Origin of the sequence: uncultured Phocaeicola sp. (assembly GCF_948499155.1) — a bacterium.
Taxonomy (GTDB): Bacteria; Bacteroidota; Bacteroidia; order Bacteroidales; family Bacteroidaceae; genus Phocaeicola; species Phocaeicola faecalis.
The window spans coordinates 126,248-152,093 of sequence record NZ_CAOOSE010000001.1 but is presented as its reverse complement, the minus strand read 5'-3'; the positions used below and the strand labels follow the sequence as shown (position 1 = coordinate 152,093).

General features: G+C 42.9%; 25 protein-coding genes and 1 riboswitch. Of the genes, 15 read left to right on the top strand and 10 right to left on the bottom strand.

Annotated features, from left to right (window positions below):
* The first annotated feature begins 8 nt into the window (after positions 1-8).
* The 8 genes from QYT14_RS00695 to QYT14_RS00660 all read left to right on the top strand — a co-directional run bounded on the left by QYT14_RS00695 (position 9) and on the right by QYT14_RS00660 (position 7,603).
* A complete protein-coding gene (locus tag QYT14_RS00695; protein ID WP_288324061.1) occupies positions 9-572 on the top strand; it encodes an aminodeoxychorismate/anthranilate synthase component II in 564 nt (187 codons plus the stop codon).
* Positions 573-591: 19 nt separating this feature from the next.
* Entirely contained in the window at positions 592-1,587 is a 996-nt protein-coding gene (trpD, locus tag QYT14_RS00690; protein WP_237038141.1) for an anthranilate phosphoribosyltransferase, read from the top strand.
* Positions 1,588-1,649: 62 nt separating this feature from the next.
* A complete protein-coding gene (gene trpC, locus QYT14_RS00685) occupies positions 1,650-2,429 on the top strand; it encodes an indole-3-glycerol phosphate synthase TrpC (RefSeq protein ID WP_288324060.1) in 780 nt (259 codons plus the stop codon).
* Between the two features lie 14 nt (positions 2,430-2,443).
* Positions 2,444-3,061, top strand: a complete 618-nt coding sequence (locus QYT14_RS00680) for a phosphoribosylanthranilate isomerase (RefSeq protein ID WP_288324059.1) — start codon at positions 2,444-2,446, stop codon at positions 3,059-3,061.
* Positions 3,058-3,837: a tryptophan synthase subunit alpha gene (trpA, locus tag QYT14_RS00675; RefSeq protein WP_288324058.1), complete on the top strand. Its 780-nt coding sequence runs from the start codon at positions 3,058-3,060 to the stop codon at positions 3,835-3,837. Before QYT14_RS00680 ends, trpA begins: the two co-directional genes overlap by 4 nt.
* Before the next feature lie 124 nt (positions 3,838-3,961).
* Positions 3,962-5,011 (top strand): type I asparaginase, encoded by a 1,050-nt coding sequence (locus QYT14_RS00670; protein WP_288324057.1) that lies wholly within the window; start codon positions 3,962-3,964, stop codon positions 5,009-5,011.
* 104 nt (positions 5,012-5,115) lie between these two features.
* The gene (locus tag QYT14_RS00665; protein WP_237038146.1) at positions 5,116-5,805 is read left to right on the top strand and encodes a response regulator transcription factor; all 690 of its coding nucleotides are present in this window, start codon (positions 5,116-5,118) and stop codon (positions 5,803-5,805) included.
* Positions 5,806-5,821: 16 nt separating this feature from the next.
* Positions 5,822-7,603, top strand: a complete 1,782-nt coding sequence (locus QYT14_RS00660; protein ID WP_288324195.1) for an ATP-binding protein — start codon at positions 5,822-5,824, stop codon at positions 7,601-7,603.
* Between the two features lie 7 nt (positions 7,604-7,610).
* Here QYT14_RS00660 and QYT14_RS00655 read toward each other — a convergent pair whose 3' ends face one another.
* From QYT14_RS00655 to mutY, 5 genes are all read right to left on the bottom strand, one after another.
* Positions 7,611-8,033 (bottom strand): BT0820 family HAD-type phosphatase, encoded by a 423-nt coding sequence (locus tag QYT14_RS00655; RefSeq protein ID WP_237038147.1) that lies wholly within the window; start codon positions 8,031-8,033, stop codon positions 7,611-7,613.
* 94 nt (positions 8,034-8,127) lie between these two features.
* A riboswitch (cobalamin riboswitch) is annotated at positions 8,128-8,331 on the top strand.
* A gap of 155 nt (positions 8,332-8,486) precedes the next feature.
* Positions 8,487-9,128 (bottom strand): 4'-phosphopantetheinyl transferase superfamily protein, encoded by a 642-nt coding sequence (locus QYT14_RS00650; RefSeq protein ID WP_288324056.1) that lies wholly within the window; start codon positions 9,126-9,128, stop codon positions 8,487-8,489.
* 5 nt (positions 9,129-9,133) lie between these two features.
* Positions 9,134-10,483 carry a gliding motility-associated protein GldE gene (gene gldE / locus QYT14_RS00645; protein ID WP_237038149.1) on the bottom strand — a complete coding sequence of 450 codons (1,350 nt, stop codon included), beginning with the start codon at positions 10,481-10,483 and terminating at the stop codon, positions 9,134-9,136.
* Positions 10,484-10,520: 37 nt separating this feature from the next.
* Entirely contained in the window at positions 10,521-10,976 is a 456-nt protein-coding gene (gene ssb, locus QYT14_RS00640; protein WP_237038150.1) for a single-stranded DNA-binding protein, read from the bottom strand.
* A 14-nt stretch (positions 10,977-10,990) separates the two neighbouring features.
* Positions 10,991-12,049, bottom strand: coding sequence for an A/G-specific adenine glycosylase (mutY, locus tag QYT14_RS00635; protein WP_288324055.1), 1,059 nt, complete (start codon positions 12,047-12,049; stop codon positions 10,991-10,993).
* Positions 12,050-12,228: 179 nt separating this feature from the next.
* Between mutY and QYT14_RS00630 the strand changes: the two genes are divergently transcribed.
* The 4 genes from QYT14_RS00630 to QYT14_RS00615 all read left to right on the top strand — a co-directional run bounded on the left by QYT14_RS00630 (position 12,229) and on the right by QYT14_RS00615 (position 16,578).
* Positions 12,229-12,504, top strand: coding sequence for an HU family DNA-binding protein (locus QYT14_RS00630; RefSeq protein ID WP_005936990.1), 276 nt, complete (start codon positions 12,229-12,231; stop codon positions 12,502-12,504).
* A gap of 237 nt (positions 12,505-12,741) precedes the next feature.
* A complete protein-coding gene (locus QYT14_RS00625) occupies positions 12,742-14,316 on the top strand; it encodes an Rne/Rng family ribonuclease (RefSeq protein WP_237038152.1) in 1,575 nt (524 codons plus the stop codon).
* Between the two features lie 85 nt (positions 14,317-14,401).
* Positions 14,402-15,832, top strand: a complete 1,431-nt coding sequence (locus QYT14_RS00620) for an RNase adapter RapZ (RefSeq protein ID WP_288324054.1) — start codon at positions 14,402-14,404, stop codon at positions 15,830-15,832.
* Entirely contained in the window at positions 15,829-16,578 is a 750-nt protein-coding gene (locus QYT14_RS00615) for a sugar phosphate nucleotidyltransferase (RefSeq protein WP_288324053.1), read from the top strand. Before QYT14_RS00620 ends, QYT14_RS00615 begins: the two co-directional genes overlap by 4 nt.
* A gap of 362 nt (positions 16,579-16,940) precedes the next feature.
* On the opposite strand, the gene metH is transcribed toward QYT14_RS00615, so the two are convergent.
* The 5 genes from metH to QYT14_RS00590 form a co-directional block, all read right to left on the bottom strand.
* On the bottom strand, positions 16,941-19,676 hold the full coding sequence (gene metH / locus QYT14_RS00610) for a methionine synthase (RefSeq protein ID WP_288324052.1): 2,736 nt from the start codon (positions 19,674-19,676) through the stop codon (positions 16,941-16,943).
* Positions 19,677-19,688: 12 nt separating this feature from the next.
* Positions 19,689-20,141 carry an SsrA-binding protein gene (gene smpB, locus QYT14_RS00605; RefSeq protein ID WP_237038156.1) on the bottom strand — a complete coding sequence of 151 codons (453 nt, stop codon included), beginning with the start codon at positions 20,139-20,141 and terminating at the stop codon, positions 19,689-19,691.
* Complete coding sequence (locus QYT14_RS00600) at positions 20,141-20,710, bottom strand: Yip1 family protein (protein ID WP_237038157.1); 570 nt, start codon at positions 20,708-20,710, stop codon at positions 20,141-20,143. Before QYT14_RS00600 ends, smpB begins: the two co-directional genes overlap by 1 nt.
* A 108-nt stretch (positions 20,711-20,818) precedes the next feature.
* Positions 20,819-21,592: a hypothetical protein gene (locus tag QYT14_RS00595; RefSeq protein ID WP_288324051.1), complete on the bottom strand. Its 774-nt coding sequence runs from the start codon at positions 21,590-21,592 to the stop codon at positions 20,819-20,821.
* A 159-nt stretch (positions 21,593-21,751) separates the two neighbouring features.
* Positions 21,752-22,264, bottom strand: coding sequence for a DMP19 family protein (locus QYT14_RS00590; protein ID WP_237038159.1), 513 nt, complete (start codon positions 22,262-22,264; stop codon positions 21,752-21,754).
* A 236-nt stretch (positions 22,265-22,500) separates the two neighbouring features.
* Here QYT14_RS00590 and QYT14_RS00585 point away from each other — a divergent pair, with 236 nt between their 5' ends.
* From QYT14_RS00585 to QYT14_RS00575, 3 genes are all read left to right on the top strand, one after another.
* Positions 22,501-23,202, top strand: coding sequence for a hypothetical protein (locus QYT14_RS00585; protein ID WP_005847450.1), 702 nt, complete (start codon positions 22,501-22,503; stop codon positions 23,200-23,202).
* An 18-nt stretch (positions 23,203-23,220) separates the two neighbouring features.
* Positions 23,221-24,231 carry a GGGtGRT protein gene (locus QYT14_RS00580; RefSeq protein ID WP_005847449.1) on the top strand — a complete coding sequence of 337 codons (1,011 nt, stop codon included), beginning with the start codon at positions 23,221-23,223 and terminating at the stop codon, positions 24,229-24,231.
* A 344-nt stretch (positions 24,232-24,575) separates the two neighbouring features.
* Positions 24,576-25,793, top strand: coding sequence for a site-specific integrase (locus QYT14_RS00575; RefSeq protein WP_237471281.1), 1,218 nt, complete (start codon positions 24,576-24,578; stop codon positions 25,791-25,793).
* The last annotated feature ends 53 nt before the right edge of the window (positions 25,794-25,846 follow it).

The window sequence follows — 25,846 nt, the reverse complement described above, 5'->3', positions numbered from 1 at the left end:
ACTCTAGTATGAAAATAGTAATTATAGACAACTACGACTCATTCACCTACAACTTAAGTCATTTGGTAAAAGAGCTCGGTGCGGAAGTCACCGTCGTGCGCAATGATGCCTTCCTACCGGAAGAGTTGGAGGTATTTGATAAAATAATTCTTTCACCGGGGCCGGGAATCCCCTCCGAAGCCGGACTGCTGCCGAATGTCATCCGGACTTATGCAGGAAAGAAGCCGATTCTCGGCGTATGTTTGGGAGAACAGGCCATCGGAGAAGTATTCGGAGCCAAACTGACCAACCTGAGTGAAGTCTTTCACGGAGTACAAACACCGATAACCATAGAAAAAGACGATTATATATTCAGAGGACTGCCACAGGAAGTGCCCGTCGGAAGATATCACTCATGGGTGGTAGACACAAACGGATTCCCCGACTGTCTGGAAGTAACGGCTGTGAGCCGGGAAGGATATATCATGGCACTCAAACATAAAGAATATGATGTACATGGAATCCAATTCCATCCCGAATCTGTACTGACCCCGGATGGAAAAACAATAATCGCTAATTTCCTAAATGCATAAAAGTAATCATTCAAACGATATGAAAGCTATATTATCACGCCTCTTCAACCATGAGGAACTGACCCGCGAAGAAGCGAAAAACTTACTGCTCAATATCACCAAAGGCAGATATAATGACTCACAGATAGCCGCCCTGCTCACTGTATTCCAGATGCGCGGCATCAAGGTAGAAGAACTCATCGGTTTTCGTGAAGCGCTGCTTACAACCCGAGTACCCATAGACTTTTCTGCCTACAAGCCTATCGACATTGTAGGTACGGGGGGAGACGGAAAGAATACGTTCAATATCTCTACCTGCGCTTGCTTTATTGTTGCCGGTGCCGGATACCATGTAGCAAAACATGGAAATTACGGTGCAACCTCCATAAGCGGAGCAAGTAACGTAATGGAGCAACATGGGGTTAAATTTACCAATGACCCATCAATACTTACCCGCAGTATGGAAGAATGTGGCATGGTGTATATGCACGCCCAACTGTTCAATCCCGCCATGAAAAGCGTCGGGCCGGTACGCAAAGCCCTACAAGTGCGGACTATCTTCAATCTTCTCGGGCCATTGGTCAATCCTTGCCTGCCCTCTTACCAATTGCTGGGTGTGGCAGACCTTCCCCAAATGCGCCTTTACACCAACGTATTTCAAAAGCTCGGTATCGGTTTTGCCGTAGTCAATAACCTGGACGGATATGACGAAATCTCCCTCACAGATGAGTTTAAAGTAATGACCAATCGTTATGAAACCATTTACAAGCCATCGGAACTCGGTTTTTCTCTCGCCCGCCAAGAGGAACTCTATGGCGGTACAACTCCCCGGGAAGCTGCCTGTATCTTCGATAATGTATTGCAGAACCATGCCACCAAAGCACAGACCGACTGTGTACTGATTAATGCCTCTTTCGCTATCCAAGCCATGGAACCGGCCAAACCGATAGAGGAATGTGTTGCCATTGCCCGTGAATCACTTGAAAGCGGCAAAGCACTGAAAACATTAAAACAGTTTATCGAATTAAACAGTTGACCATCCGGCGCAAGAAATACAAGATACAAATCAATCACACATATATATATAAGGTAAAAGCTATGACAGATATATTAGACGAAATTATTGCCCATAAACAGTTTGAAATCGAACAGCAAAAAGCAGCCATCCATCAAGAACTGCTGATAAACAACTGCAATGCCCCCATGCCACGAATAAGTATGCGTGCCTGCCTTTCGGCATCCCCTTCCGGCATCATTGCCGAGTTTAAACGCCGTTCACCCTCCAAGGGCTGGATAAAAGAAAACGCACAAGCTGATATCATTCCTCCCGCCTATGAAGCGGCAGGGGCATCCGCCCTCTCTATCCTGACAGATGAAAAGTTTTTTGGCGGTAATCTGAAAGACATCCGTACTGTGCGCTCCAAAGTGCAGCTTCCCATTCTGCGTAAAGATTTCATTATAGACGAATACCAGCTCTATCAAGCCCGCATCGTAGGGGCGGATGCAATATTGCTCATTGCTGCCGCACTCCGGAAAGAGCAATGCAGAATGTTGGCCGCCAAAGCACACGAACTGGGACTGGAAGTTTTACTCGAAATTCATAGTGAACAAGAATTGGAATACATAGAAGACAACATCGATATGGTGGGAGTGAACAACCGCAATCTGGGAACTTTCCATACAGACGTGGAAAACTCCTTCCGACTGGCAGAGAAGTTACCTAAAGAAATATTACTTGTTTCCGAAAGCGGCATTTCCAGCCCACAGACCGTCCGGCAATTACGTGCAGCCGGTTTTCGAGGCTTCTTGATTGGAGAGAATTTCATGAAGGCCCCTCAACCGGGAGATGCATTGAAAGAGTTTATCAGTCTGTTATAAAAACACATCAGAAAATGATTGTAAAAGTATGTGGTATGCGTGAGCCCGACAATATTCGCCGGGTAGAACAGGCCGGTCCGGACTGGATGGGGTTTATCTTTTTCCCCCATTCGAGCCGTTATGTCTCCTGCCGTCCGGCTTACCTGCCGGAACAATGTAAACGCGTAGGCGTATTTGTCAACGAAAAGACACCCGTCATATTGCAAAAAGCAGATGAATTCGGTCTTCATTACATCCAATTACACGGAAGAGAAACTCCCGAACAATGCCTCAACCTGAAACGTGCCGGACTAGGTGTTATCAAAGTTTTCTCCATTGCCGGAACGAGTGATTTGAAACCTACCGCCTGCTATGAAAGTGTTTGCGACTACTTTCTGTTCGACACAGCCTGTACCGGCTTTGGCGGTTCGGGAAAAACATTCGACTGGCAAATGCTTTCGGCGTATCACGGTTCCACCCCCTTTCTGCTGAGCGGCGGACTAAAGCCCGACAGCCTGCATGCTCTGAAAGAGTTCCGCCACCCTGCATGGGCAGGCATCGATCTCAATAGCGGATTCGAAATTTCTCCGGGCAAAAAAGATGCAGAGTTATTAAACACATTTATTGAACAAATCAAATCTAACATAGAATGAACAGAATTAATAATTTATTCAGCACAAAGCAAAAGGATATCTTATCCATCTATTTTTGCGCCGGTTATCCTACCTCTGATGGTACTGCAAACGTGATTAAAACGCTGGCAGGCAAGGGAGTCGATATGATTGAAATAGGCATTCCTTTCAGCGACCCGATGGCAGACGGCCCCGTTATCCAGCATGCCGCAACGCAGGCATTGAAAAACGGTATGACCCTACAGCTCCTTTTCAACCAACTGAGAGACATTCGCCACGAAGTACAAATCCCTCTTGTTTTAATGGGATATTTAAACCCCATCATGCAATTCGGCTTCGAGAACTTCTGCCTCACCTGCAAAGAGATTGGCATCGACGGAGTAATCATTCCCGATCTTCCCTTTAAAGATTACATGAATGAGTTTCGACCCATTGCAGAGAAATATGATATAAAAGTCATTATGCTGATTACACCCGAAACGAGCGAGGAACGCATTCGGCTGATTGACGAACATACAGACGGATTTATCTATATGGTATCCTCGGCAGCCATTACCGGTGCACAGAAAGATTTCGGTGCACAAAAGCAAGCATATTTTCAACGCATTGCAGCCATGAATTTGCGTAACCCACGAATGATAGGTTTCGGAATATCAAATAAACAGACGTTCGAAACAGCCTCCGCCAATGCAGCAGGAGCAATCATCGGAAGCAAGTTCGTCACACTGCTAGGCGATGAAAAAGGAGATGCAGAAAAAGCAACCGACAAGCTGCTCAAAGCATTAAACGATGAGTAAGAAAGGCACCACTTAAATGAATGCATGGAGAAACAGCAAAAACATTTTGTTATTTCTCCATCTTACTTTTGCCATATTTCCACATATTCACTATCTTTGTGCCATAATTCAATAAGACATACTTATGATAAAGAGTGAATATCCTTCCGTTTTGCTAATATACACCGGCGGTACAATCGGTATGATTGAGAATCCTGAAACAGGTGCTTTAGAAGCCTTCAATTTCGACCAACTTCAAGAGAATGTCCCGGAGTTAAAGCGTTTCAATTACCGCATCTCTTCCTATCAGTTCAATCCTCCCATCGATTCTTCCGACATGGAACCTTCTTTATGGGCAAAACTGGTAAAAATCATCACTTACAATTATGATAACTTTGACGGTTTTGTCATTCTTCACGGAACAGACACCATGGCATACACCGCTTCCGCCCTTAGTTTCATGTTGGAGAACCTAAGCAAACCGGTCATCCTGACAGGCAGCCAGCTCCCCATTGGCATGTTGCGTACCGACGGTAAGGAAAATCTTATCACTTCCATTGAAATTGCCGCCGCCAAACATCCCGATGGTACGGCCATCGTTCCCGAAGTATGTATCTTCTTTGAAAACCATCTGCTTCGCGGCAACCGGACAACAAAAATTAATGCGGAAAACTTCAATGCTTTCCGTTCATATAATTATCCGTCACTTGCCACAGCCGGTATTCATATTAAGTATGAGTATGACCGCATTCATAAAGCCAATCCCAATGTGTCCCTGAAACCCCATTATCTGTATGACACCAATGTCATCATCCTGACACTTTTCCCCGGCATTCAGGAAAATATGATACGGAACATCCTTCATACTCCCGGGTTGCGGGCTGTGGTGCTTAAAACATACGGTTCGGGCAATGCCCCACAAAAGCCTTGGTTCATCGACTTACTGAAAGAAGCTACCGACCGTGGCATCGTCATTATCAATATTTCCCAATGTTCTACGGGAAGCGTGGAGATGGAAAGATATGAAACAGGACTTCACCTGCTCGATGCCGGAGTAATCAGCGGGTATGACAGCACAGTAGAGTCCGTCCTTACAAAACTGATGTTTCTTTTAGGTCATGGCAAGAGCGAAAGTGAAATACGGCATCAAATGAGTGTTCCGGTTGCCGGTGAGTTTACCATACCTACAATGTAACAGATTTGTAATATTTGTTTCATTAAATAGTAATAAAAACGCTCCATCTTTGCAATGCGAAACAAGAAAAGATTAGTTTTGTATTAAATAAAAAGAGGAACGACATGAATGATTACCGCATTTTAGTAGTTGATGACGAAGAGGATCTCTGCGAGATTCTTAAATTCAACTTGGAAAACGAAGGATACTTGGTAGATACTGCCAACTCTGCCGAAGAAGCCTTAAAAATGGATCTCACCAAATACGACCTCCTTTTGCTGGATGTCATGATGGGTGAGATCTCAGGTTTCAAGATGGCAAGTATGCTCAAAAAGAATAAAGCCACCGCCACTATTCCTATTATTTTCATTACTGCCAAAGATACAGAAAACGACACAGTGACCGGCTTTAATTTGGGAGCTGACGATTACATTTCAAAACCTTTCTCCCTGCGCGAAGTAATGGTACGCGTCAAGGCCGTGCTACGTCGCACAGCATCGGGTGACGAGAAAGATACTCCGCAGCAACTGGTTTATAAAGGCCTCGTACTGGATATGACCAAAAAGAAAGTGAGTATTGACGGTATTGAAGTCTCTCTGACCAAAAAAGAATTTGAAATTCTGCTGCTCCTATTGCAAAATCAAGGACGTGTATTTTCCCGCGAAGATATTTTAGCGAAAGTCTGGCAAGAAGAAGTGTATGTACTCGACCGCACCATTGATGTAAACATCACCCGGCTGCGCAAGAAAGTCGGAGAATATGGAAAATGTATCGTCACACGCCTGGGATACGGTTATTGCTTTGAATGCCAATAAAAAAGTCTGCTTTATTATGACACTTGAACTATCCAGCCATGTATTATCGTTCAGCAAGAAGCTCTTTCTTTCTGTCATTGTATTATTTCTTGCCTTTGCCGTTTGTTTCATGGCATTTCAATATCGCAGGGAAAAGGAATATAAAATAGAGCTGCTCAACACTCAACTGCAGAATTACAATGACCGTCTGAATGACTTCCTCCGCGAAAAAGATACCTTGAATCTGGAACTGCTGGATAAATATGTACACGAACATACATTGAACGAGCTACGTGTCACCCTGATTGACAAAGAAGGAAAAGTGTTATACGATAATATCGAACAGAATCCGCTACATTTCAGCAACCACCTTAACCGAGAAGAAATAAAGAAAGCCATCAGCCAAGGAAGCGGCTACTCCATCAACCGCCAGTCCGAAAGTCTGGGAGGAGAGTTTTTCTATTCGGCCCGATATTATCCGGGCACCCATTATATAATCCGTTCCGCATTGCCTTATAGTGTCAGCCTGATGCACCATTTAAAGGCAGATTCACATTTTGTATGGTTTACGCTTATGGTGAGTCTCGTTCTGATTTTTATCTTTTACCGTTTTACGCATAAATTGGGAATGTCAATCACACAGTTGCAACAATTTGCTTTGAAGGCCGATCGCAACGAGCCGATAGACACTGACCTGCAGGGAGCATTCCCGAAGAATGAATTGGGTGAGATTTCCCAACATATCATTCAGATATACAGACGACTGCATCAGACAAAAGAAGATTTGTATATCGAAAGAGAGAAACTGATAACCCACTTACAAATATCCCGTGAAGGATTGGGAGTCTTTACCCATAAGAAACAAGAAATACTGGTTAATAATCTCTTTACCCAGTACGCCAACCTCATCTCGGACAAGAACCTGAGTTCGACAGAGGAAATCTTCTCCATCCCTGAACTTCAGCCCATTACTGAGTTCATAGCCAAAAATAAAGAACGCACAATCAGCAAGGAAGAAAAACGGATGTCGATTGTGATAGACAAAAGCGGACGTGTTTTCTCGGTAGACTGCATTATTTTCCAAGACGATAGCTTTGAGATTTCTATCAATGACATCACCCAAGAGGAAGAACAGGCACGATTGAAAAAACAACTAACCCAGAATATCGCCCACGAACTAAAAACCCCGGTCAGCAGCATACAAGGATATCTTGAAACAATAGTCAATAATCCCGGACTGACGCGAGAGAAAATGAACACGTTTCTCGAACGCAGTTATGCTCAAAGTAACCGGTTGGCACATTTATTACGTGATATTTCTGTCTTGACACGTATGGAGGAAGCTCCCAATATGATAGAGACAGAACAAGTCAACCTGACAGGCATGATGCAAAACATACTGAATGAAGTTGCCTTGGAACTGGAAGAGAAACAGATAACAGCATCTAATTTACTGCCCCAAGGACTGTCTGTATCCGGCAACGCTTCCCTGCTCTATTCCATCTTCAGAAACCTGACAGACAATGCCATCGCCTATGCCGGCACAGGAATATCGATAACAGCCCGTTGTTTCCGTGAGGACGAACGCTTCTATTATTTCAGTTTCTCGGACACCGGTATAGGAGTCGCTCCCGAGCATTTAAGCCGCCTGTTCGAACGCTTCTACCGAGTTGATAAAGGACGCTCACGCAAATTAGGCGGCACAGGGCTCGGACTTGCCATTGTGAAAAACGCAGTCATCCTGCATGGCGGGACTATCTTTGCCAAGAATAATCCCGGTGGAGGACTAGAGTTCATATTTACGCTGTGCAAAGAATAAAAGACTCTTATTTGAAAAGCCTTGCCCAAAAACCTTTTGGAGCAGGGCATTCTTCACGATTCAGATTTTGATATACCTCTTCATAGCTCAAGCGATTGTGCACCATATCATAAATCACCCCCCAATCAGGCAGCCCGCCCAAATTGCGGTCATCAATAAACAAGTCTGCCTTCAACTTACGCGAATAATGCTGGCTTTTGTCTTTCTCCTCGGCATAATTGCTATTGACAGCATAAAATTCCAATCCCCGCTGACGGCAGAACTCCACCGCTTCTTCCAATAAACGACCTTCACGAACGCTCCATAATATAAGGAAATGACGTTCTTGCTGTAATTTTTTCAATGTTTCTATGGCAAAAGGGATTTCTTTACCTATTGCGGGATACTTATGTTCCACGATTGTTCCGTCAAAATCTACTGCTATAATCATAGTTCTTCTAAATTATGCCACAAAGATAAGGCAAAAATTCTATTCCTCCCTTTATAAAAACCGAAAGAATTAATTGTTTTTCTAAAGATAAGCAGTATATTTGCAACGTATCGGTTCGTTTATCCTTAATCCAAAGATAAACGATTAAAAGGGAATCAGGTGAGAATCCTGAACAGTCCCGCTGCTGTATGTTTCACAAAACGCATAAGCAAACCCCATCAACCACTGGAGAACATCTCCGGGAAGGTGCTTATAGCGGAAACAAGTCAGAAGACCTGCCTATACAAATTCACATCTGAAGCTTTCGAGGAAAGAGCTTGGAACACTGAACATAAAGGATGATTCATATCCGCTATCTTCTCCGTTTCACTATCCAGAAAAGGTAATCAGGTAAAAGTTTTTTTAGTAAGAATAAACTCTGCCAAGTTTATTTGAGTGCCAACCTGATGGGAATCACGTTGGCATTTTTTTGATAGTCCAAGTGAGAACAAACTCAGGATGAGTAAGATAACGCACCCGATAATGCTGTCGTTTCTCCGTCCGATACTCCTGCGCTTCAAAGCATCCCTCCTCTTCCATGACAAAAGGCAGAACATGCAGATGCCGGATAAAGTCGACACCTTCCACTCCCATCACCTTGAACAATGTTTCTTTGGCAGACCAATGAAGAAGCAATATATACACTTCATTACCTTGATTCACCGTTTTTTCTTCATCCGGCCGCACAAAACGTGAGACAACCCTACGAACCTTTGTCCCATACTTTTCAATATCGATTCCCACTTCTTCGGTCGGATGCAAGGCAACTGCCACATAACCGTTCGTATGAGATATGCTGATGTGAGCGCTGCCATCCGCCAGATATGGTTTTCCGGAAGGAAGATAAACAACTCTCTTTTCTTCTCCACACAATGTTTTCAGCAATACACGTACGGCCAGCCATTCATATCTTCTCACATCAGAGGTAAAATGCTCCAGTTCTTTCTCATACATAGAGATATCGCCAAGCAAGGCGGATAACCGCTCCATCGTTTCGTCGGTTTTCCATACTCCGACCAGCAGTCCGTTCTCTTTAATTTTCCGATATAACGGCATAATGACTACTTCGTTTCTTCTGCCACTTGGGGTTCGTCTACCATGACCTTTACTTTCAATATCCGGCGAGTATTCATTTCCAATACCTCAAAATGATAATTCTCATAATCCAAACGCTCATGCAACACCGGAAACTCTCCTTTTATCTCAAGCAAAAGACCTGCCAACGTATCGGCATCCCCTTCTACTCTCTCAAATAAGTCCGAATCTATCTTCATTATCTTATAGAAATCAGACAATAGAGTTTTAGCCTCGAAAATATAAGTACGGTCATTCAGTTTCACATACGTGCGTTCTTCATCATCATATTCATCATTGATTTCTCCCACAATCTCCTCAATGATATCTTCCATAGTTACAATACCCGAAGTACCTCCGAATTCGTCAACAACAATGGCAATATGAATTTTATTTGCCTGAAAGTCACGCAGCAAATCATCAATCATTTTTGTCTCAGGAACAAAATAAGCAGGACGAATCAGTGTTTGCCACCGGAAATTATCCATCTTATTCAGATGAGGCAACAAATCCTTGATATAAAGAATACCTTTGATGTTATCACGTGACTCGGCATATACAGGAATACGTGAATACGCATTATCTACAATACACTTCAGAACCTCGGCATAAGGAGTATTGATTTCCAAATCCACCATATCCAAACGTGGCGTCATCACCTCTTTGGCGGTCTCCCCACCAAAACGGATGATTCCCTCCAAAATGTTGCTTTCCTCCGAAATCTCATTTTTATCGGTCAATTCTAATGCCTGCGACAATTCGTCTACTGAAATATTATAGTTCTTCTTCGCCACACATTTATTAATTAAGAATGAAGAGCGAACCAACAAAGCAGACAAAGGAGAAAATAATGTCTTCAAAAAAGAAATGACCGGAGCAGCCTTACGGCAAAACTTCAAAGTATGCTGCGCCGAATAAATTTTGGGCATTATCTCTCCAAACAGAAGTAATAAGAAAGTAAGAATGACTGTTATAACCAAAAATTCAAGTATTACAGAATTTCCCCAATGAATGGTGCTGGCAAAGAAGTAATTGCACAGCATGATTATCGTCACATTCACAAAATTATTAGAAATCAGAATAGTGGCCAACAAGTGTTCAGAATCATCCAGCAGCGCACTGATACGCCTGTCGGAAGAAGTCTGCCCTTCCTCTATTTCACTCAAGTCGCCGGGAGACAGAGAGAAGAAAGCAATTTCTGAAGCAGACACAAAGCCTGATGCATACAATAATATAACAGCTAATATAATAGCTATAATCGCTCCTATAGTAGGAGTAGTCACGGTCACACCGTCAAACAAATCCGCCAAGCGGCATAAATACGAGTCAGGGTCCAAGGAATCTGGTTTTAGTTAAACATCCGGTTCTTTAAAATTAAAACGGTAAATCATCTGTCACGCTATTGGCTGCAGGCTGTTGCGATGCCGGTTGTGAAGACACTTGCTGTGGAGTGGCTTGTGCCTGCTGCGCATAGCCTCCTTGCTGCTGAGGAGCAGTACGGGGAGTCAACATTTCCATATTGTCAGCAAATATTTCAACGATAGTACGTTTGATACCATTCTGGTCATCATAGGAACGGCTGCGGATTTTACCTTCAATATAAAGTTTATCTCCTTTGCGAACATACTTTTCAGCCGTTTGCGCCAATCCTCTCCACAACACAATATTATGCCATTCGGTACGTTCGGGAACCTGAGTCCCATTTGCCAGGGTGTATGCACGGTCTGTGGTAGCCAAAGAAAAACTAGCCACCGCAACACCATTATCCAAATATCTCACATCAGGGTCTTTACCTACATTCCCTATTAATTGCACTTTATTTAATGACATTCTTTTCTTCCATTTTAATTATCAGGCTCCAAAATTAGCGAAAAAAACTGATTTACCAAGCGAGAAACAGCAAATTTATGCAAATCTTCTATCCTAATTCTCTGATACTGTGCAAAAGAGGCAGCATTCTCAGGAAGGATAACCTCATAGAAATTTGCATAAATCACCCGATGGGATAAGACATGTTTCACTCCTTTTTGCACCAGCCGTACTGACGGGACCTCACCTTCAGCCAACATTTCCTGCCACTGGGGTAAAGCATAAAACTTTTCTTCGGGCACTTCGCTCTCCGTTTCTATCAAAGGAAGCTCATACAGATTCTTCCAAATATCATTTCCGGTCCGCTTATTGATTAATGTATGCGCGCCCATGCGTACATAGATATAATTAAAGTAGCGATTAGTCACTTTTGCCTTATGCTGTTTCACAGGTAGCGTATCCACCAACCCCTTTTGCCGGGCGACACAAGTATCAATGAAAGGACAAAACATACAGTTGGGAGAAACAGGCGTGCACTGTAATGCACCAAAATCCATTATCGCCTGATTGTAAAGCCCCGGTTGTGCTTTATCCAGCAACTCCGCCGCCACTTCTGCAAATATCCTCTTCCCTTCTGTAGAATCTATGGGCGTTTCAATTCCCAACCACCTCGAAAGCACCCGATAGACATTTCCATCCACCACGGCATAAGGCATTCCGTAAGCAAAAGAACAAATGGCAGCCGCAGTATATCCCCCTACCCCTTTCAAGGCCAACACCTCTTTATATGTCTTGGGAAATCCTCCTGCCTCGGCCATGCTGCGCGCGGCAGCATGCAAATTGCGGGCGCGGGAATAATAACCCAGTCCTTGCCAATACTTCATAACCTCATCTTCATCGGCATCTGCCAACGAAAACACATCCGGGAAACGTTTTACAAAACGTTGATAGTAATCATAACCTTGAGCGACACGCGTCTGTTGCAGTATAATCTCCGAAATCCATATTAAATAAGGGTTCTTCGTCCTGCGCCAAGGCAAGTCGCGCCTGTTATTCTGATACCATTCTATTAGTATTCTTCCAAAATTATTCATGTCCAACGTTACAAATCAGCACAAAGTGTGCAATAATTCTGCAAAAATAAGGCAAGAAAACCAAAGCAGAGATTTTTTTAGGAAATTTATTCTGAATATATTTCTTAAAGAGCTAGAAAAGCTATATATTTGCAGTCCAAAAAATTAAGATACTAAGTATAACAATAATTATTAGCGAAATGACTAAAGCAGATATCGTAAACGAAATTACGAAGAAAACCGGTGCTGATAAACAAGCAGTATTAAATACACTTGAAGCTTTCATGGATACAGTTAAGGAATCTTTGTCAAGAGAGGAAAATGTATACTTGCGTGGTTTTGGAAGTTTTATTGTGAAAAAGAGAGCCCAGAAAACAGCTCGCAATATTTCAAAGAACACTACGATTATCATTCCGGAACATAATATTCCGGCTTTTAAGCCAGCAAAGACATTTACATTATCAGTAAAAAAATAAACAACTAGAGTATTAACCCATAAAATTTGAAGCTATGCCAAGCGGAAAGAAGAAAAAAAGACATAAAATGTCAACGCACAAGCGTAAAAAAAGACTAAGAAAGAACAGACATAAAAGCAAAAAATAATTTGTAGTCTGTCTGACGACAAATAAAGAACAAACCTTGCAAAGCAACAAACTGTCTTTCAGGTTTGTTCTTTGTTTAATGAGAAAAGTGAATAATTTAAGAATACTAAAGTGACAAGCGAACTAGTAGTAGACGTACAACCCAAAGAGATTTCCATTGCGCTTCTGGAAGACAAGGCGCTGGTGGAGTTCCAAAAAGAAGGAAGAAGTGCTTCTTTCAATGTGGGAAATATGTATCTGGGACGGGTAAGAAAGCTAATGCCCGGCCTCAATGCCTGTTTCGTGGATGTCGGTTTTGAAAAAGACGCTTTTCTTCACTATTTAGACTTAGGACCTCAATTTCATTCTTATCAGAAGTATCTGAAGCAAGTTTTAAGCGACCGCAAAAAACTTTATCCAATTTCAAAAGCTACTATGCTGCCTGACATTGACAAAGAGGGAACTGTTTCAACCACCCTCCAACAAGGTCAGGAAGTAATCGTGCAAATCGTAAAGGAACCTATTTCAACCAAGGGACCCAGACTGACCTGCGAATTATCTTTCGCCGGACGTTATCTGGTTCTTATCCCTTTCAATGACAAGGTTTCCGTATCTCAAAAAATTAAATCGAGCGAAGAACGCGCCCGCCTCAAGCAACTGTTGCAAAGTATCAAACCGAAAAACTTCGGAGTGATAGTTCGCACTGTGGCAGAGGGAAAAAGGGTGGCCGAACTTGATGCCGAGCTTAAAGTCTTGCTGAAACATTGGGAAGAGACCATTACAAAAGCACAAAAAGCAGCCAAACTTCCTGCACTGGTTTATGAAGAGACCAGCCGCACGGTAGCAATGTTGCGCGATTTATTTAATCCTTCATACGAGAACATTTACGTAAATGACGAAACAGTGTTCCACGAAATCAAGGATTATGTATCTCTCATCGCCCCTGAACGGGCAGAAATCGTGAAATTGTATAAAGGGCAGCTTCCTATCTTCGACAATTTTGGAATTACCAAACAAATCAAGTCCTCATTCGGTAAAACGATTTCGTACAAGAGTGGAGCTTACCTGATTATTGAACATACTGAAGCACTTCATGTGGTGGATGTCAATAGCGGTAACCGTTCCAAATCCGGTAACGGACAAGAGGCTAACGCACTGGATGTCAATCTGGGGGCCGCCGATGAATTGGCACGCCAGTTGAGATTGCGTGATATGGGTGGTATTATTGTCGTCGACTTTATAGACATGAACCTGGCTGAGAACAGACAAAAACTGTATGAACGCATGTGCCAAAATATGCAGAAAGACAGAGCCAAACACAACATTCTCCCTCTCAGTAAGTTCGGACTGATGCAGATTACCCGCCAACGCGTGCGTCCGGCTATGGATGTCACTACAGATGAAACCTGTCCCACCTGCTTCGGGAAAGGTAGCATCAAACCATCCATCCTTTTTACGGATACATTGGAGAGTAAAATTGATTACCTGGTCAATAAGCTGAAGACTAAGAAATTTACACTGTACATCCACCCGTATATTGCTGCTTACGTTAATCAGGGCCTTGTGTCACTCAAACGTAAATGGCAAATGAAATACGGATTCGGAATAAAGATTATCCCCGATCAAAGTCTTGCATTCCTGCAATATAAGTTTACTGATATGCACGGAGAAGAAATAGACATGAAAGAGGAAATCGAAATCAAATAAAAAATGGGGAGCGAATAAACGAAGTCGCTCCCCATTTTTCTATTACCAATATTAATTGGTATCTTTGCTTACAAATACTAAAGTCATGATTATAGAAGATTTACAGCATTTATACCAGACATACACAGGTGTAACCGCCGAGACGATTACCGAATTGCCTTCTTCCGGTTCCAACAGACGTTATTTCAGACTCACCGGAACACAGAATTTAATCGGTGTTTATGGTACTTCCATCGAAGAGAACGACGCTTTTCTCTACATGGCCGCACATTTCCGCAAAAAAGGTCTTCCTGTTCCCGAAGTTTATTACACCTCGGAAGACAGAACTTACTATCTGCAAGAAGACTTAGGTGACACATTACTATTTCATGCCATCGAAAAAGGCCGTGCCACCAGCGTATTCTCGGAAGAAGAAAAAGAACTGCTCCGCAAGACTATCCGCCTGCTGCCGGCCATCCAATTCGCAGGAGCCGACGGATTTGACTTTTCGCATTGCCACCCGCAACCGGAATTCAACCAACGTTCCATCCTCTGGGATTTGAACTACTTTAAATACTGTTTTCTGAAAGCTACCGGACTAGAATTTCAGGAGGATAAGCTGGAAGATGATTTCCAGAAGATGAGCGATGTACTGCTCCGCAGCTCTTCAGCTACTTTCATGTATCGCGATTTCCAAAGCCGGAATGTAATGATTAAAGACGGAAAGCCGTGGTTTATTGACTTTCAAGGCGGACGCAAAGGGCCGTTTTTCTATGATATAGCCTCTTTCCTATGGCAAGCCAAAGCCAAATATCCGGACACATTGAGAAAAGAACTCTTAGAAGAATACATTGACGCGCTTTGCAAATACAAGCCGGTAGACAAAGAATATTTCTTCAGCCAACTGCGCCATTTTGTACTCTTCCGCACCTTGCAAGTGTTGGGAGCCTACGGATTTCGCGGGTATTTTGAGAAAAAGCCCCATTTCATACAAAGCGTACCTTATGCCATAGAAAACCTGAGGCAATTATTGCGTGATGAATATCCCGAATATCCTTACCTATGCTCCGTTCTGCGTGAGCTGACAGAGCTGAAGCAATTCAAGGACGAGCTGAAGAAACGCCAACTGACGGTTAAAGTGATGAGTTTTGCCTATAAGAAAGGTATTCCCGATGACCCGACAGGCAACGGCGGCGGTTATGTATTCGATTGCCGTGCTGTGAACAATCCCGGAAAATACGAACGCTACAAGCCCTTCACCGGACTGGACGAACCTGTCATCCGCTTCTTGGAAGAAGACGGAGAAATCTTTCCTTTCCTGGAACACGCCTATGCACTGGTGGATGCATCGGTCAAACGATACATGGAGCGAGGTTTCAGCAACCTGTCCGTATGCTTCGGTTGTACCGGCGGACAACACCGGTCAGTCTATTCAGCCCAACACATGGCTGAACATTTAAACCGGACATTCGGTGTAAAGGTTATCCTGATACACCGCGAACAGAACATAGAACAAATATTCGAATCGACTTTATGAAAGCTATGATTTTTGCAGCCGGCCTGGGCAGCCGGCTCAAACCCCTGACAGACACCAAGCCCAAAGCATTGATAGAAGTGGCCGGAAAACCTATGCTGGAACATGTTATATTAAAGCTGAAAGCTTCGGGATTTGACGAAATAGTGATTAATGTACACCATTTTGCCAATCAGATTCTCGATTTTTTAAAGGCCAATGGCAATTTCGGTGTCAATATCTATATTTCTGATGAGACAGAAGAATTGCTGGACACCGGAGGAGGACTGGAAAAAGCCGGCAAGTATTTCATGCCGCCTCTCCATGAAGATAAAGAAGGCATCCTACTGCATAACGTAGATATCTTATCCAACTGCGATTTGCAAGATTTAATCCGCTTCCACCAGCAAAATCCAGATGTATACGCCACCATGCTGGTAAGCAGACGCATCACCTCCCGCTACTTGCTGTTTGATGACAATAATCTGTTATGTGGCTGGATAAATAAAAACACAGGCCAAGTGAAGCCTGCCGGATTAGAGTACAAAGAAGGAAAGTATCAAGAATATGCTTACAGCGGCATACAAGCAATCAACCCGCTATTGCTGAATAAAGGCATGCGACCCGGAAAATATTCGATTATTGATTTTTATCTGCAAGTTTGCAGAAACATCAAGATTCAGTGCTATCCCGCCGACAACTTACAATTGATAGATATCGGAAAACCGGAGACACTGATTAAAGCGGAAGAATTTCTAAATCACCTATGAAAGGACTTTAATAAAAAATACGTTTCACACACAACAGGGCATTATTCCACTCATGCTCAACGATTTGCGGTGAAACATCAAATGAATTAAAAAGGCGGAAGCTTTTTCGTGACAGCAACCCTCTAAAAAGACCTTGTTCTTTTCAAAAAACTCTTTCGTCTTTAAAAAAAGGAGGTGTGTCAAAACTAAAATGGCCTATCCAATCGTCAGCTGTAGGGGCAGGGTTTGCCTGCCCGAAGACACAAAGCAAACTGTTTTCGGGCGAGCGAACCTCGCCCCTACGAACAAAACGACAGTATTATCCACATTTTGACACAACCCCTTTTCAATCATTCCTTAAATGCTTTGAAGGATAAACCTCCTTACCAAAGATTCAATTTATTCTTTTGCGCCTCTTCCAAAGAAACGGTCTTTACCTGTTTTGCACCATTCTTGCTGCGGAGCTCTTCATACTCTCTGTTTATTCCCTCCACAAACTCCCGGCGCGACTCAGCATTCAACAAGCGGGCTGCCACCAATGCATTTTGTGAAGCATCTTTCATGTGAATGACCGGACCACCGTAAACAGGAGCAATCTTCAGGGCAGTATGAAGTTTGGAAGTCGTAGCACCACCAACCATAATTGGAATATTCAGTCCCGCACGCTGCAACTCGACAGCCACATGTGCCATCTCCTCAAGCGACGGAGTAATCAACCCACTCAATCCGATGATATCCACTTTCTCTTCTATGGCTTTCTGTACAATCGTTTCGGCAGGAACCATCACCCCCAAGTCTATAATTTCATAGTTATTGCAAGCCATGACTACCGATACGATATTTTTCCCGATATCGTGCACATCACCTTTCACAGTTGCCATCAATACTTTTCCGGCAGTGCGGGCCCCCTCCTGCTTATCGGCTTCAATAAGCGGTTGCAAGATACCCACCGCCTTTTTCATGGTGCGGGCAGTCTTCACCACTTGAGGCAAAAACATTTTTCCGGCTCCAAAAAGCTCACCCACCTTATTCATTCCATCCATCAGCGGGCCTTCAATGATATTCACCGCTTTTTCGTATAACGGCAACGCTTCCATCAAATCTTCCTCCAAATAATCGCCGATGCCTTTTATCAACGCATATTGCAGACGCATCTCTACCGCTGCCTCACGCCACTGCTCCTGTTCCGCCGTTTTGTTGCCGGCATCGGTATTCTTTAAAGCTTCTGCCGTTTCAATCAACCTTTCGGCAGCATCGGGACGGCGGTTCAGCACCACATCTTCTATCCGTTCCAGCACATCGGCAGGAATATCGGTATAAAGCACCGAAGTGGCGGGATTCACAATTCCCATATCCATACCCTGCTGAATGGCATGATAAAGAAATACGGCATGCATGGCCTCACGGATATAATTATTGCCACGGAAAGAGAATGACAAGTTACTTACCCCTCCGCTTACATGCGCTCCGGGAAGATTCTGCTTTATCCAACCGGTCGCTTTGATAAAATCAACAGCATAATTATTATGTTCCTCAATTCCCGTAGCCACAGCCAACACATTGGGATCGAAGATGATATCATACGGATTAAAGCCGACCTGCTCCGTCAGGATACGATAGGCACGCGAACAAACTTCAATCTTCCGTTCAAACGTATCAGCCTGTCCCTTTTCGTCGAAAGCCATCACCACCGTTGCAGCTCCCAACTTCTTAATCAGACGGGCATGTTCTATAAATTTCTCCTCTCCCTCTTTCAGTGATATGGAATTGACGACAGACTTACCTTGCAAACACTTCAGTCCGGCTTCTATCACCTCCCACTTAGAAGAATCAATCATCACAGGAACACGTGCAATATCGGGTTCAGACATCACCAAATTCAGGAAAACAGTCATCTCTTCCTTGGCATCCAGCAGCCCGTCGTCCATATTGACATCAATGACCAAAGCACCGTCTTCCACCTGCTTGCGTGCGATGCTCAATGCCTCTTCGTATTTCTTTTCGTTTATCAGACGAAGGAACTTACGGGAACCGGCCACGTTGCAGCGTTCGCCCACATTGATAAAATTGATTTCGGGTGTCTGCTCAAGCAACTCCAACCCCGAGAGCCACATCCGTTCGGGTTTACCGACCGGAATGTGAGGACGTGCCTTCTGCACCAATGGGACATATCCGGCAATATATTCTTCAGTCGTACCGCAGCATCCGCCGATAATATTCACCAATCCCTCATCTATGTATTCCTTCACTTCCGAAGCCATATCCCCGGGAGTCTGGTCATACTGCCCCAAACTGTTGGGAAGTCCTGCATTGGGATACGCACTGATATAATAAGGAGCACGCGCAGCCAGCCCTTCCAAAAAAGGTTTTAACTGCTTGGCGCCGAAAGAGCAATTCAAGCCGATAGAAAAAATAGGGGCATGCTGAACAGACGCAAGGAAAGCATCCAAAGTCTGACCGGAAAGTGTACGGCCTGCAATATCCGACACCGTCACCGAGAGCATCAAGGGCACTTCGCGCCCCACGGCCTGCATTGCCTCCCCAGCCGCAAAAACAGCAGCCTTGGCATTCAGCGTATCAAATATAGTCTCTATCAGGAGAGCATCCACTCCCCCCTCCAACAACGCTTCCATCTGCTCCCGATAGGCACTGACCAACTCATCATAAGTGAGTGCACGCATTGCAGGATTATTCACATCAGGGCTCATTGAGCATGTTTTATTGGTAGGACCGACAGAACCTGCCACAAAGCGCGGTTTATGGGGAGTCATTCGGGAATATTCATCCGCCATTTCACGGGCGATTCCGGCCGCCGACAAGTTTATCTCACGGCACATATCCTGCATACGATAATCTGCCATCGACACCCGCTGAGCATTAAACGTATTTGTCTCGATGATATCTGCACCTGCTTCCAGATACTTGCGATGAATATCTTTTATCACATCGGGGCGGGTAAGGCACAGCAAATCATTGTTGCCTTTCATCTGACCGGCAACTTGTGCAAACCGTTCTCCTCTAAAGTCTTGCTCCGATAAGTTGTATTTTTGTATCATTGTCCCCATCGCTCCGTCGAGGATGAGAATTCGTTCATCAATAATCTGCTTCAATGTAGCCATTCACAATATATACTATCTCTTAAACATTCTATCCATTTCACGCCTGTCATCCTTTTCCCTCAAGGACTCGCGCTTATCATATTGTTTTTTACCTTTTGCCAAAGCGATGACTAATTTTGCCAATCCTTTTTCATTCAGGAACAAGCGGACAGGGACAATGGTAAAGCCGGGATTCTTTCCGGCCTCTTCCAATTTGCGCAACTCTTTCTTGCTCAACAACAGCTTACGTTCACGGCGGGCTGTGTGGTTATTATACGAACCATAGAAATATTCTGCGATATGCATATTCTTCACCCACAACTCACCACGCACAAAATAGCAATAGGTATCCACCAGACTGGCTTTGCCCATACGAATGGACTTTATCTCTGTTCCGGTCAGCACAATACCTGCTGTGTACGTGTCGATAAATTCATAATCGAACGACGCACGTTTATTTTTTATATTTACAGGAGTCGGTTTCATCAATTCAAAATAACAGATAACTCATTAAATACCGCCGCAATGAGCGCCGGACAAACAATCACAATCACCGAAGCAATCAATGTGTATCGGGTCAGTTTAGTCTCTTCCACTTTCATCAGTGTGCGTGCCCCTTCATACACCACAAACACGGTATAGAACTGGAGTATCCAATGCAAAATGGAGATGGAGAACAAACCGCTGATGATATCGAGCACAAACGTCACCACCATGGCATAACCCACAAATTGTTGGTTTAGTTCATACTGTTCACCACGGTTCAGCAATTTCTTTCCCAACTGATTTACAGCATAAGCAGCCAAGAAATACCCTCCAAAGAGAGAAACAAAAATGGCACAACAGCGAGTCATTGCTATCTGAAAAGCAGATACTCCTGCTGTATTTCCAATAAAAGTGCCTATAAAAACGGACAAGCCGCACAATCCTATCATGGGATAAACAAATGCACCAAGCACTTTTCGTCCATCCTCTTCTGTCTTGATTTCTGCCCAAGCCTTGGCCGGAGAGGAAATCAACAACATCACTCTATTAAATAAGTCTTTGTAGTTCAATGCTTAATCTATTTACCTTTGTTATACTTCAATGAACTGCAAAGGTATAAAAAATCCCCTTCTCCCAAAGGGAAAAGAGGACTTTTCTACTTTCAATATAATGATTTATTAGTATCCGTAAGAAGGAGCTTTAAAATCTTTAACCGCCATTTTAACTGTTTTCTCCAAATAGTTAGGATTTTCAAGATTTCTGTCACTGACAGCTCTCAAAACAACATTTATAGAGTCTGAACCTACATCACTAAACTTACGATATAATTCAGAAGCGAAAGGGAAGCTACATAATATGTTAATAGAATTATAAGAATCGTTTTTTCCATTATCATAATGGAACGTCAAAGTCAACTTTTTATTGTCAAGATCAATTCCGTCCTTTCCTTCACCTTCATAACTCATATTAAAGTAGTAAGGAGCACTTGAATTATAATTGAACTGAGGAGTAAATGTAATATATCCTTTATAGATACCGACTGCTCCTAAATCAATAACAGGGTCTTGGTTATTATATAAAGTGTCTCTAGCTTCTACATCTCTAGCTGTATTAATCATATCAGCACCTCCATGTAATGGAGCAGCAGAAACTATTTCTACTTTATATGTAGTATTTTCCGAAGGTTCCGGCAACACTTCATCCAAATGTTTAAATGCCACTTGAGCACGTTTAACCTTGCTCCAATCACCAAGCTGTTTCATATTAGCAGCTGTAGGAACTAAAATACCACCACCATCAGCATATAGTTTATAGCCAAGAAACTCATCACCTGTAACAGTTACAAGAACCACACCATCATAAGCACTTTCACTATTAGTGTCCAAGCAAGAACTAAAGGATAACACAGATACCAATGCAGCAAAGAACACTGCTAACTTCATTTTTTTCATTTTCTTCTCTTTATTATTAGGGTTTGCAAAATTAATTAAAAGATTCGAGTCTAAAGGAAAACTTCAACTCTTTTTTGTTGTTTTAATGATTAAATGAGCTCCAAACTCAAATACTGCACAACTCTCCCAACATTAACCTTTATTAATATGTAAGCCGAGTTACTCCACTATTTCCGCAAACTGCTCTATATTATTGTCCACATATTCGGCAATCTGTGCAGTGACAAGCTCCTCCATATCCATAAACTGCTCTTCCAATTCATCAAACACCTCGTATTGCTCATACATTGCCATAAACTCTTCATCATCGCAGTCCTTTTCCAAGTCAGCACGGTTCTCATCATAAATCTTCTTGGCATTATAAACCAACTTCGAGAACTCCTTCGCTCCAAAGAGACGCATCGACTTAGCAAAAGGATTATCAAAAATATACGGTCCATAACCATTCTGAATCAACTGAATGAAGCCCCCTTCATTAATTTCTTCACGAAAGAAATGATAACCCAACAATGAATGTTGGTAACCATTGAGCAACGGCATTGTTTCGGCATTAATCACACCGCCCGTCACCTCCAAATACTTATCGGTAAAGACTTTAATAAATTCATCCATACCTTCCTCAGCACCCTGTCGGAGTACTGCATCCTTAATTTCTATTTTACTCGTTTCCATCCTTATAATATATATAGGTACAAAGATAAGTGATTCGGCTGAAAGAAAAAAGGATTTTGGCAAGTCTAGTTTGCAAAACATTGTCTCACAACAAATTTATTTAATTTAATATCAAAAAGTGGCACGCAATAGGTTGCAGAAAAGAATAAAAGGACTAACTTTGTGGGCGAAAAGGGTAACTAACCTTTTTCACGTGGTTACGAATATTTATTTTATTACCAAAAAACGTAAAGAATATGACTTATTCACACGAAGTAGAACACATGTGTGTTGTGAAGAAAGGTCCTAATCACGGACCGGCTCCTATTCCTGAAGAAGGAAAGTGGGTAAAATCAAAAGAAATTAAAGACATCTCTGGTTTGACACACGGCATTGGCTGGTGTGCTCCTCAGCAGGGTGCTTGTAAACTAACCCTCAACGTAAAAGAAGGTATCATCCAGGAAGCATTGGTAGAAACTATCGGTTGCTCAGGTATGACTCACTCAGCTGCCATGGCTGCTGAAATCCTTCCGGGTAAGACTGTATTGGAAGCATTGAACACCGACTTGGTTTGTGATGCCATCAACACAGCAATGCGCGAACTTTTCCTTCAAATCGTTTACGGACGTACTCAGTCGGCTTTCTCAGAAGGCGGTCTGATTATCGGTGCCGGTCTGGAAGACTTGGGTAAAGGTCTTCGTAGCCAGGTAGGTACTTTGTATGGTACTTTGGCTAAAGGTCCCCGCTACCTTGAAATGGCTGAAGGTTACATCAAGAACGTATTCTTGGATAAGAACGACGAAATCTGCGGTTACGAATTCGTTCACATGGGTAAGTTCATGGACGAAATCAAGAAGGGTACTGATGCTAACGAAGCGTTGAAGAAGGTTACAGGTACTTACGGACGTGTAACTGAAGAACAGGGAGCTGTTAAGAAAATTGATCCACGTCACGAATAATTATAAGGAGGAAAGAATATGATTAGAGAAGTAAAATTCGAAAGCCAAGACCGTCGTATCAAACAGATTATTGCTGCTTTGAACGAAAACGGCATCAAAGACATCGAAGAAGCTAACGCAATCTGCGAAGCTGCCGGACTTGATCCTTATAAAACTTGTGAAGAAACTCAGCCTATCTGTTTCGAAAATGCGAAGTGGGCTTACGTAGTAGGTTCTGCCATCGCACTGAAGAAAGGTTGCAAAAACGCTGCCGAAGCTGCCGAAGCTATCGGTATCGGTTTGCAGGCATTCTGTATTCCGGGTTCTGTAGCCGACGACCGTAAGGTAGGTATCGGTCATGGTAACCTGGCTGCTATGTTGCTTCGCGAAGAAACTAAATGCTTCGCATTCCTGGCAGGTCACGAATCATTCGCTGCTGCTGAAGGTGCTATCAAAATCGCTGCAAAAGCAGACAAAGTACGTAAAGAGCCTCTGCGTTGTATCTTGAACGGTCTGGGTAAAGATGCTGCACAGATTATCTCTCGTATCAACGGATTTACATACGTTCAGACTGAGTTCGATTACTTCACAGGTGAACTGAAAGTTGTTCGTGAAATCGCTTACTCTGACGGTCCTCGTGCAAAAGTAAAATGCTACGGAGCTGACGATGTTCGCGAAGGTGTAGCTATCATGTGGAAAGAAGGTGTAGACGTATCAATCACCGGTAACTCTACTAACCCGACTCGTTTCCAGCACCCGGTTGCAGGTACTTACAAGAAAGAACGTGTTCTTGCAGGCAAACCTTATTTCTCAGTAGCATCAGGTGGTGGTACAGGCCGTACTCTTCACCCGGATAACATGGCTGCCGGTCCTGCTTCTTACGGTATGACCGACACAATGGGTCGTATGCACTCAGACGCTCAGTTCGCTGGTTCTTCATCAGTTCCCGCTCACGTAGAAATGATGGGATTCCTGGGTATCGGTAACAACCCGATGGTAGGTTGTACAGTGGCTTGTGCGGTTGACGTGGCTACTGCTTTGAGCAAGTAATATAAGTTACTTTATACTGATAAACTCCTGTAATCCTTGTGGTTGCAGGAGTTTTTTATTTGTGGTAACTTGGCTTAAACAACAGGTTGAAGCACCTTGCATCACTCATTATTGAGAGCTAATGAATAGTGAATCGGTAAGGGGGTAACAAGCTAAATTCTGTCTTATTTAAGTCAGAACAACCCATGCAAAGAGTAACCAATTACTTCTCAAATCAAGCCATAAATAAGTTACTTTTGCAGCCGATTTGCAGCCGAATTTGCCATTTTCTAAAAACGGCTGCAAGAATTAGCATAATCAACTATAATACAATGCAATACACTCCATATAACATTTAATTTAAAATGGAGAAACATTGTACAATGGTTTACTTTTCATTGAGAGAAAGTAAGCAAAACAAGAAAGGTCTATCACCTATTGAAGTTTCAATCACCACTAATGGAAAGAGAATTTATTTTAGTACAGGCAAACACGTACCTGCTGCTGATTGGAACAAAGAGAAGCAAGCTGTAAAAGGCAAGAGTGAAGAAGCCCAGCTAATCAATGGTTATCTGATTCAACTACGGAATAAGATATATCAAAAAGAGATTGAGCTACTCCAAAAGGGCTATCTTATCACTGCTGAACTATTAAAAGAAGCTATCACAGATAAAGTGGAAGCACTGAATGAGAAAACTTTATTGGAAGTTTTGGAAGAACACAACGCAGAGCGTAAGGCTATGGTAGGTAAAACTGTTGCCCCTGCTACATATTGGGTGTTTGAATACACAGGCAGACTGTTCAAAGAGTTTATTCAGAAGAAATATGAGCGCAAGGACTTATATTTAAGAGAGATAAACTTAGGCTTCATTCAAGGATTCCATGCTTACCTTTTAGGAGAGAAGAAGATGGGACAAAACTCCTGCACCAAGCATTTAAAATTCTTAAAGAAGTTGCTGAATTTAGCTGTTGCCAACTCTTATATATCCTACAATCCTGTAAATGTCTATAAGGTGGAACGCGAACCCGTAGAAATAGATTTCTTGGATGAAGAAGAATTGAGGAAGATTATCAACTTTGACACTCCCCTGCCAAGATTGGAACGAGCTAAAGATATGTTCCTCTTTGGGTGCTTCACTGGACTTAGTTACATTGACATTAAGACCTTGACACCTGAACACTTTGAGAAAGACAGTGCAGGCAGAATATGGATAAAAAAGCGTAGAGTTAAGACAGGAGTTCTATCACGCATCCCCCTACTCCCTATCGCCAAACTGATATTGGATAAGTACAAAGGTGGAGAAAAACTACTCCCTATTCAAGACCCTGCGGACATTAATAAATATCTGAAAGACATAGCTATACTATGTGGAATTAATAAGCGAATCTGCTTTCACACAAGCCGTCACACCTTTGCAAGCACAGTTACTTTAGCAAACAACATATCTCTGGAAGTCGTTTCTAAAATGTTAGGACATACCAATACAAGAATGACTGCCCACTATGCAAAGCTGATAGACAAGTGCATTGGTGAGCAGATGGATAAACTGATGGATACGTTCACAGGAGATTCAGATTACTAAAGCACACTCTATTATTCACAAATTCCCCACTTGTAGCAATGCAGGTGGGGATT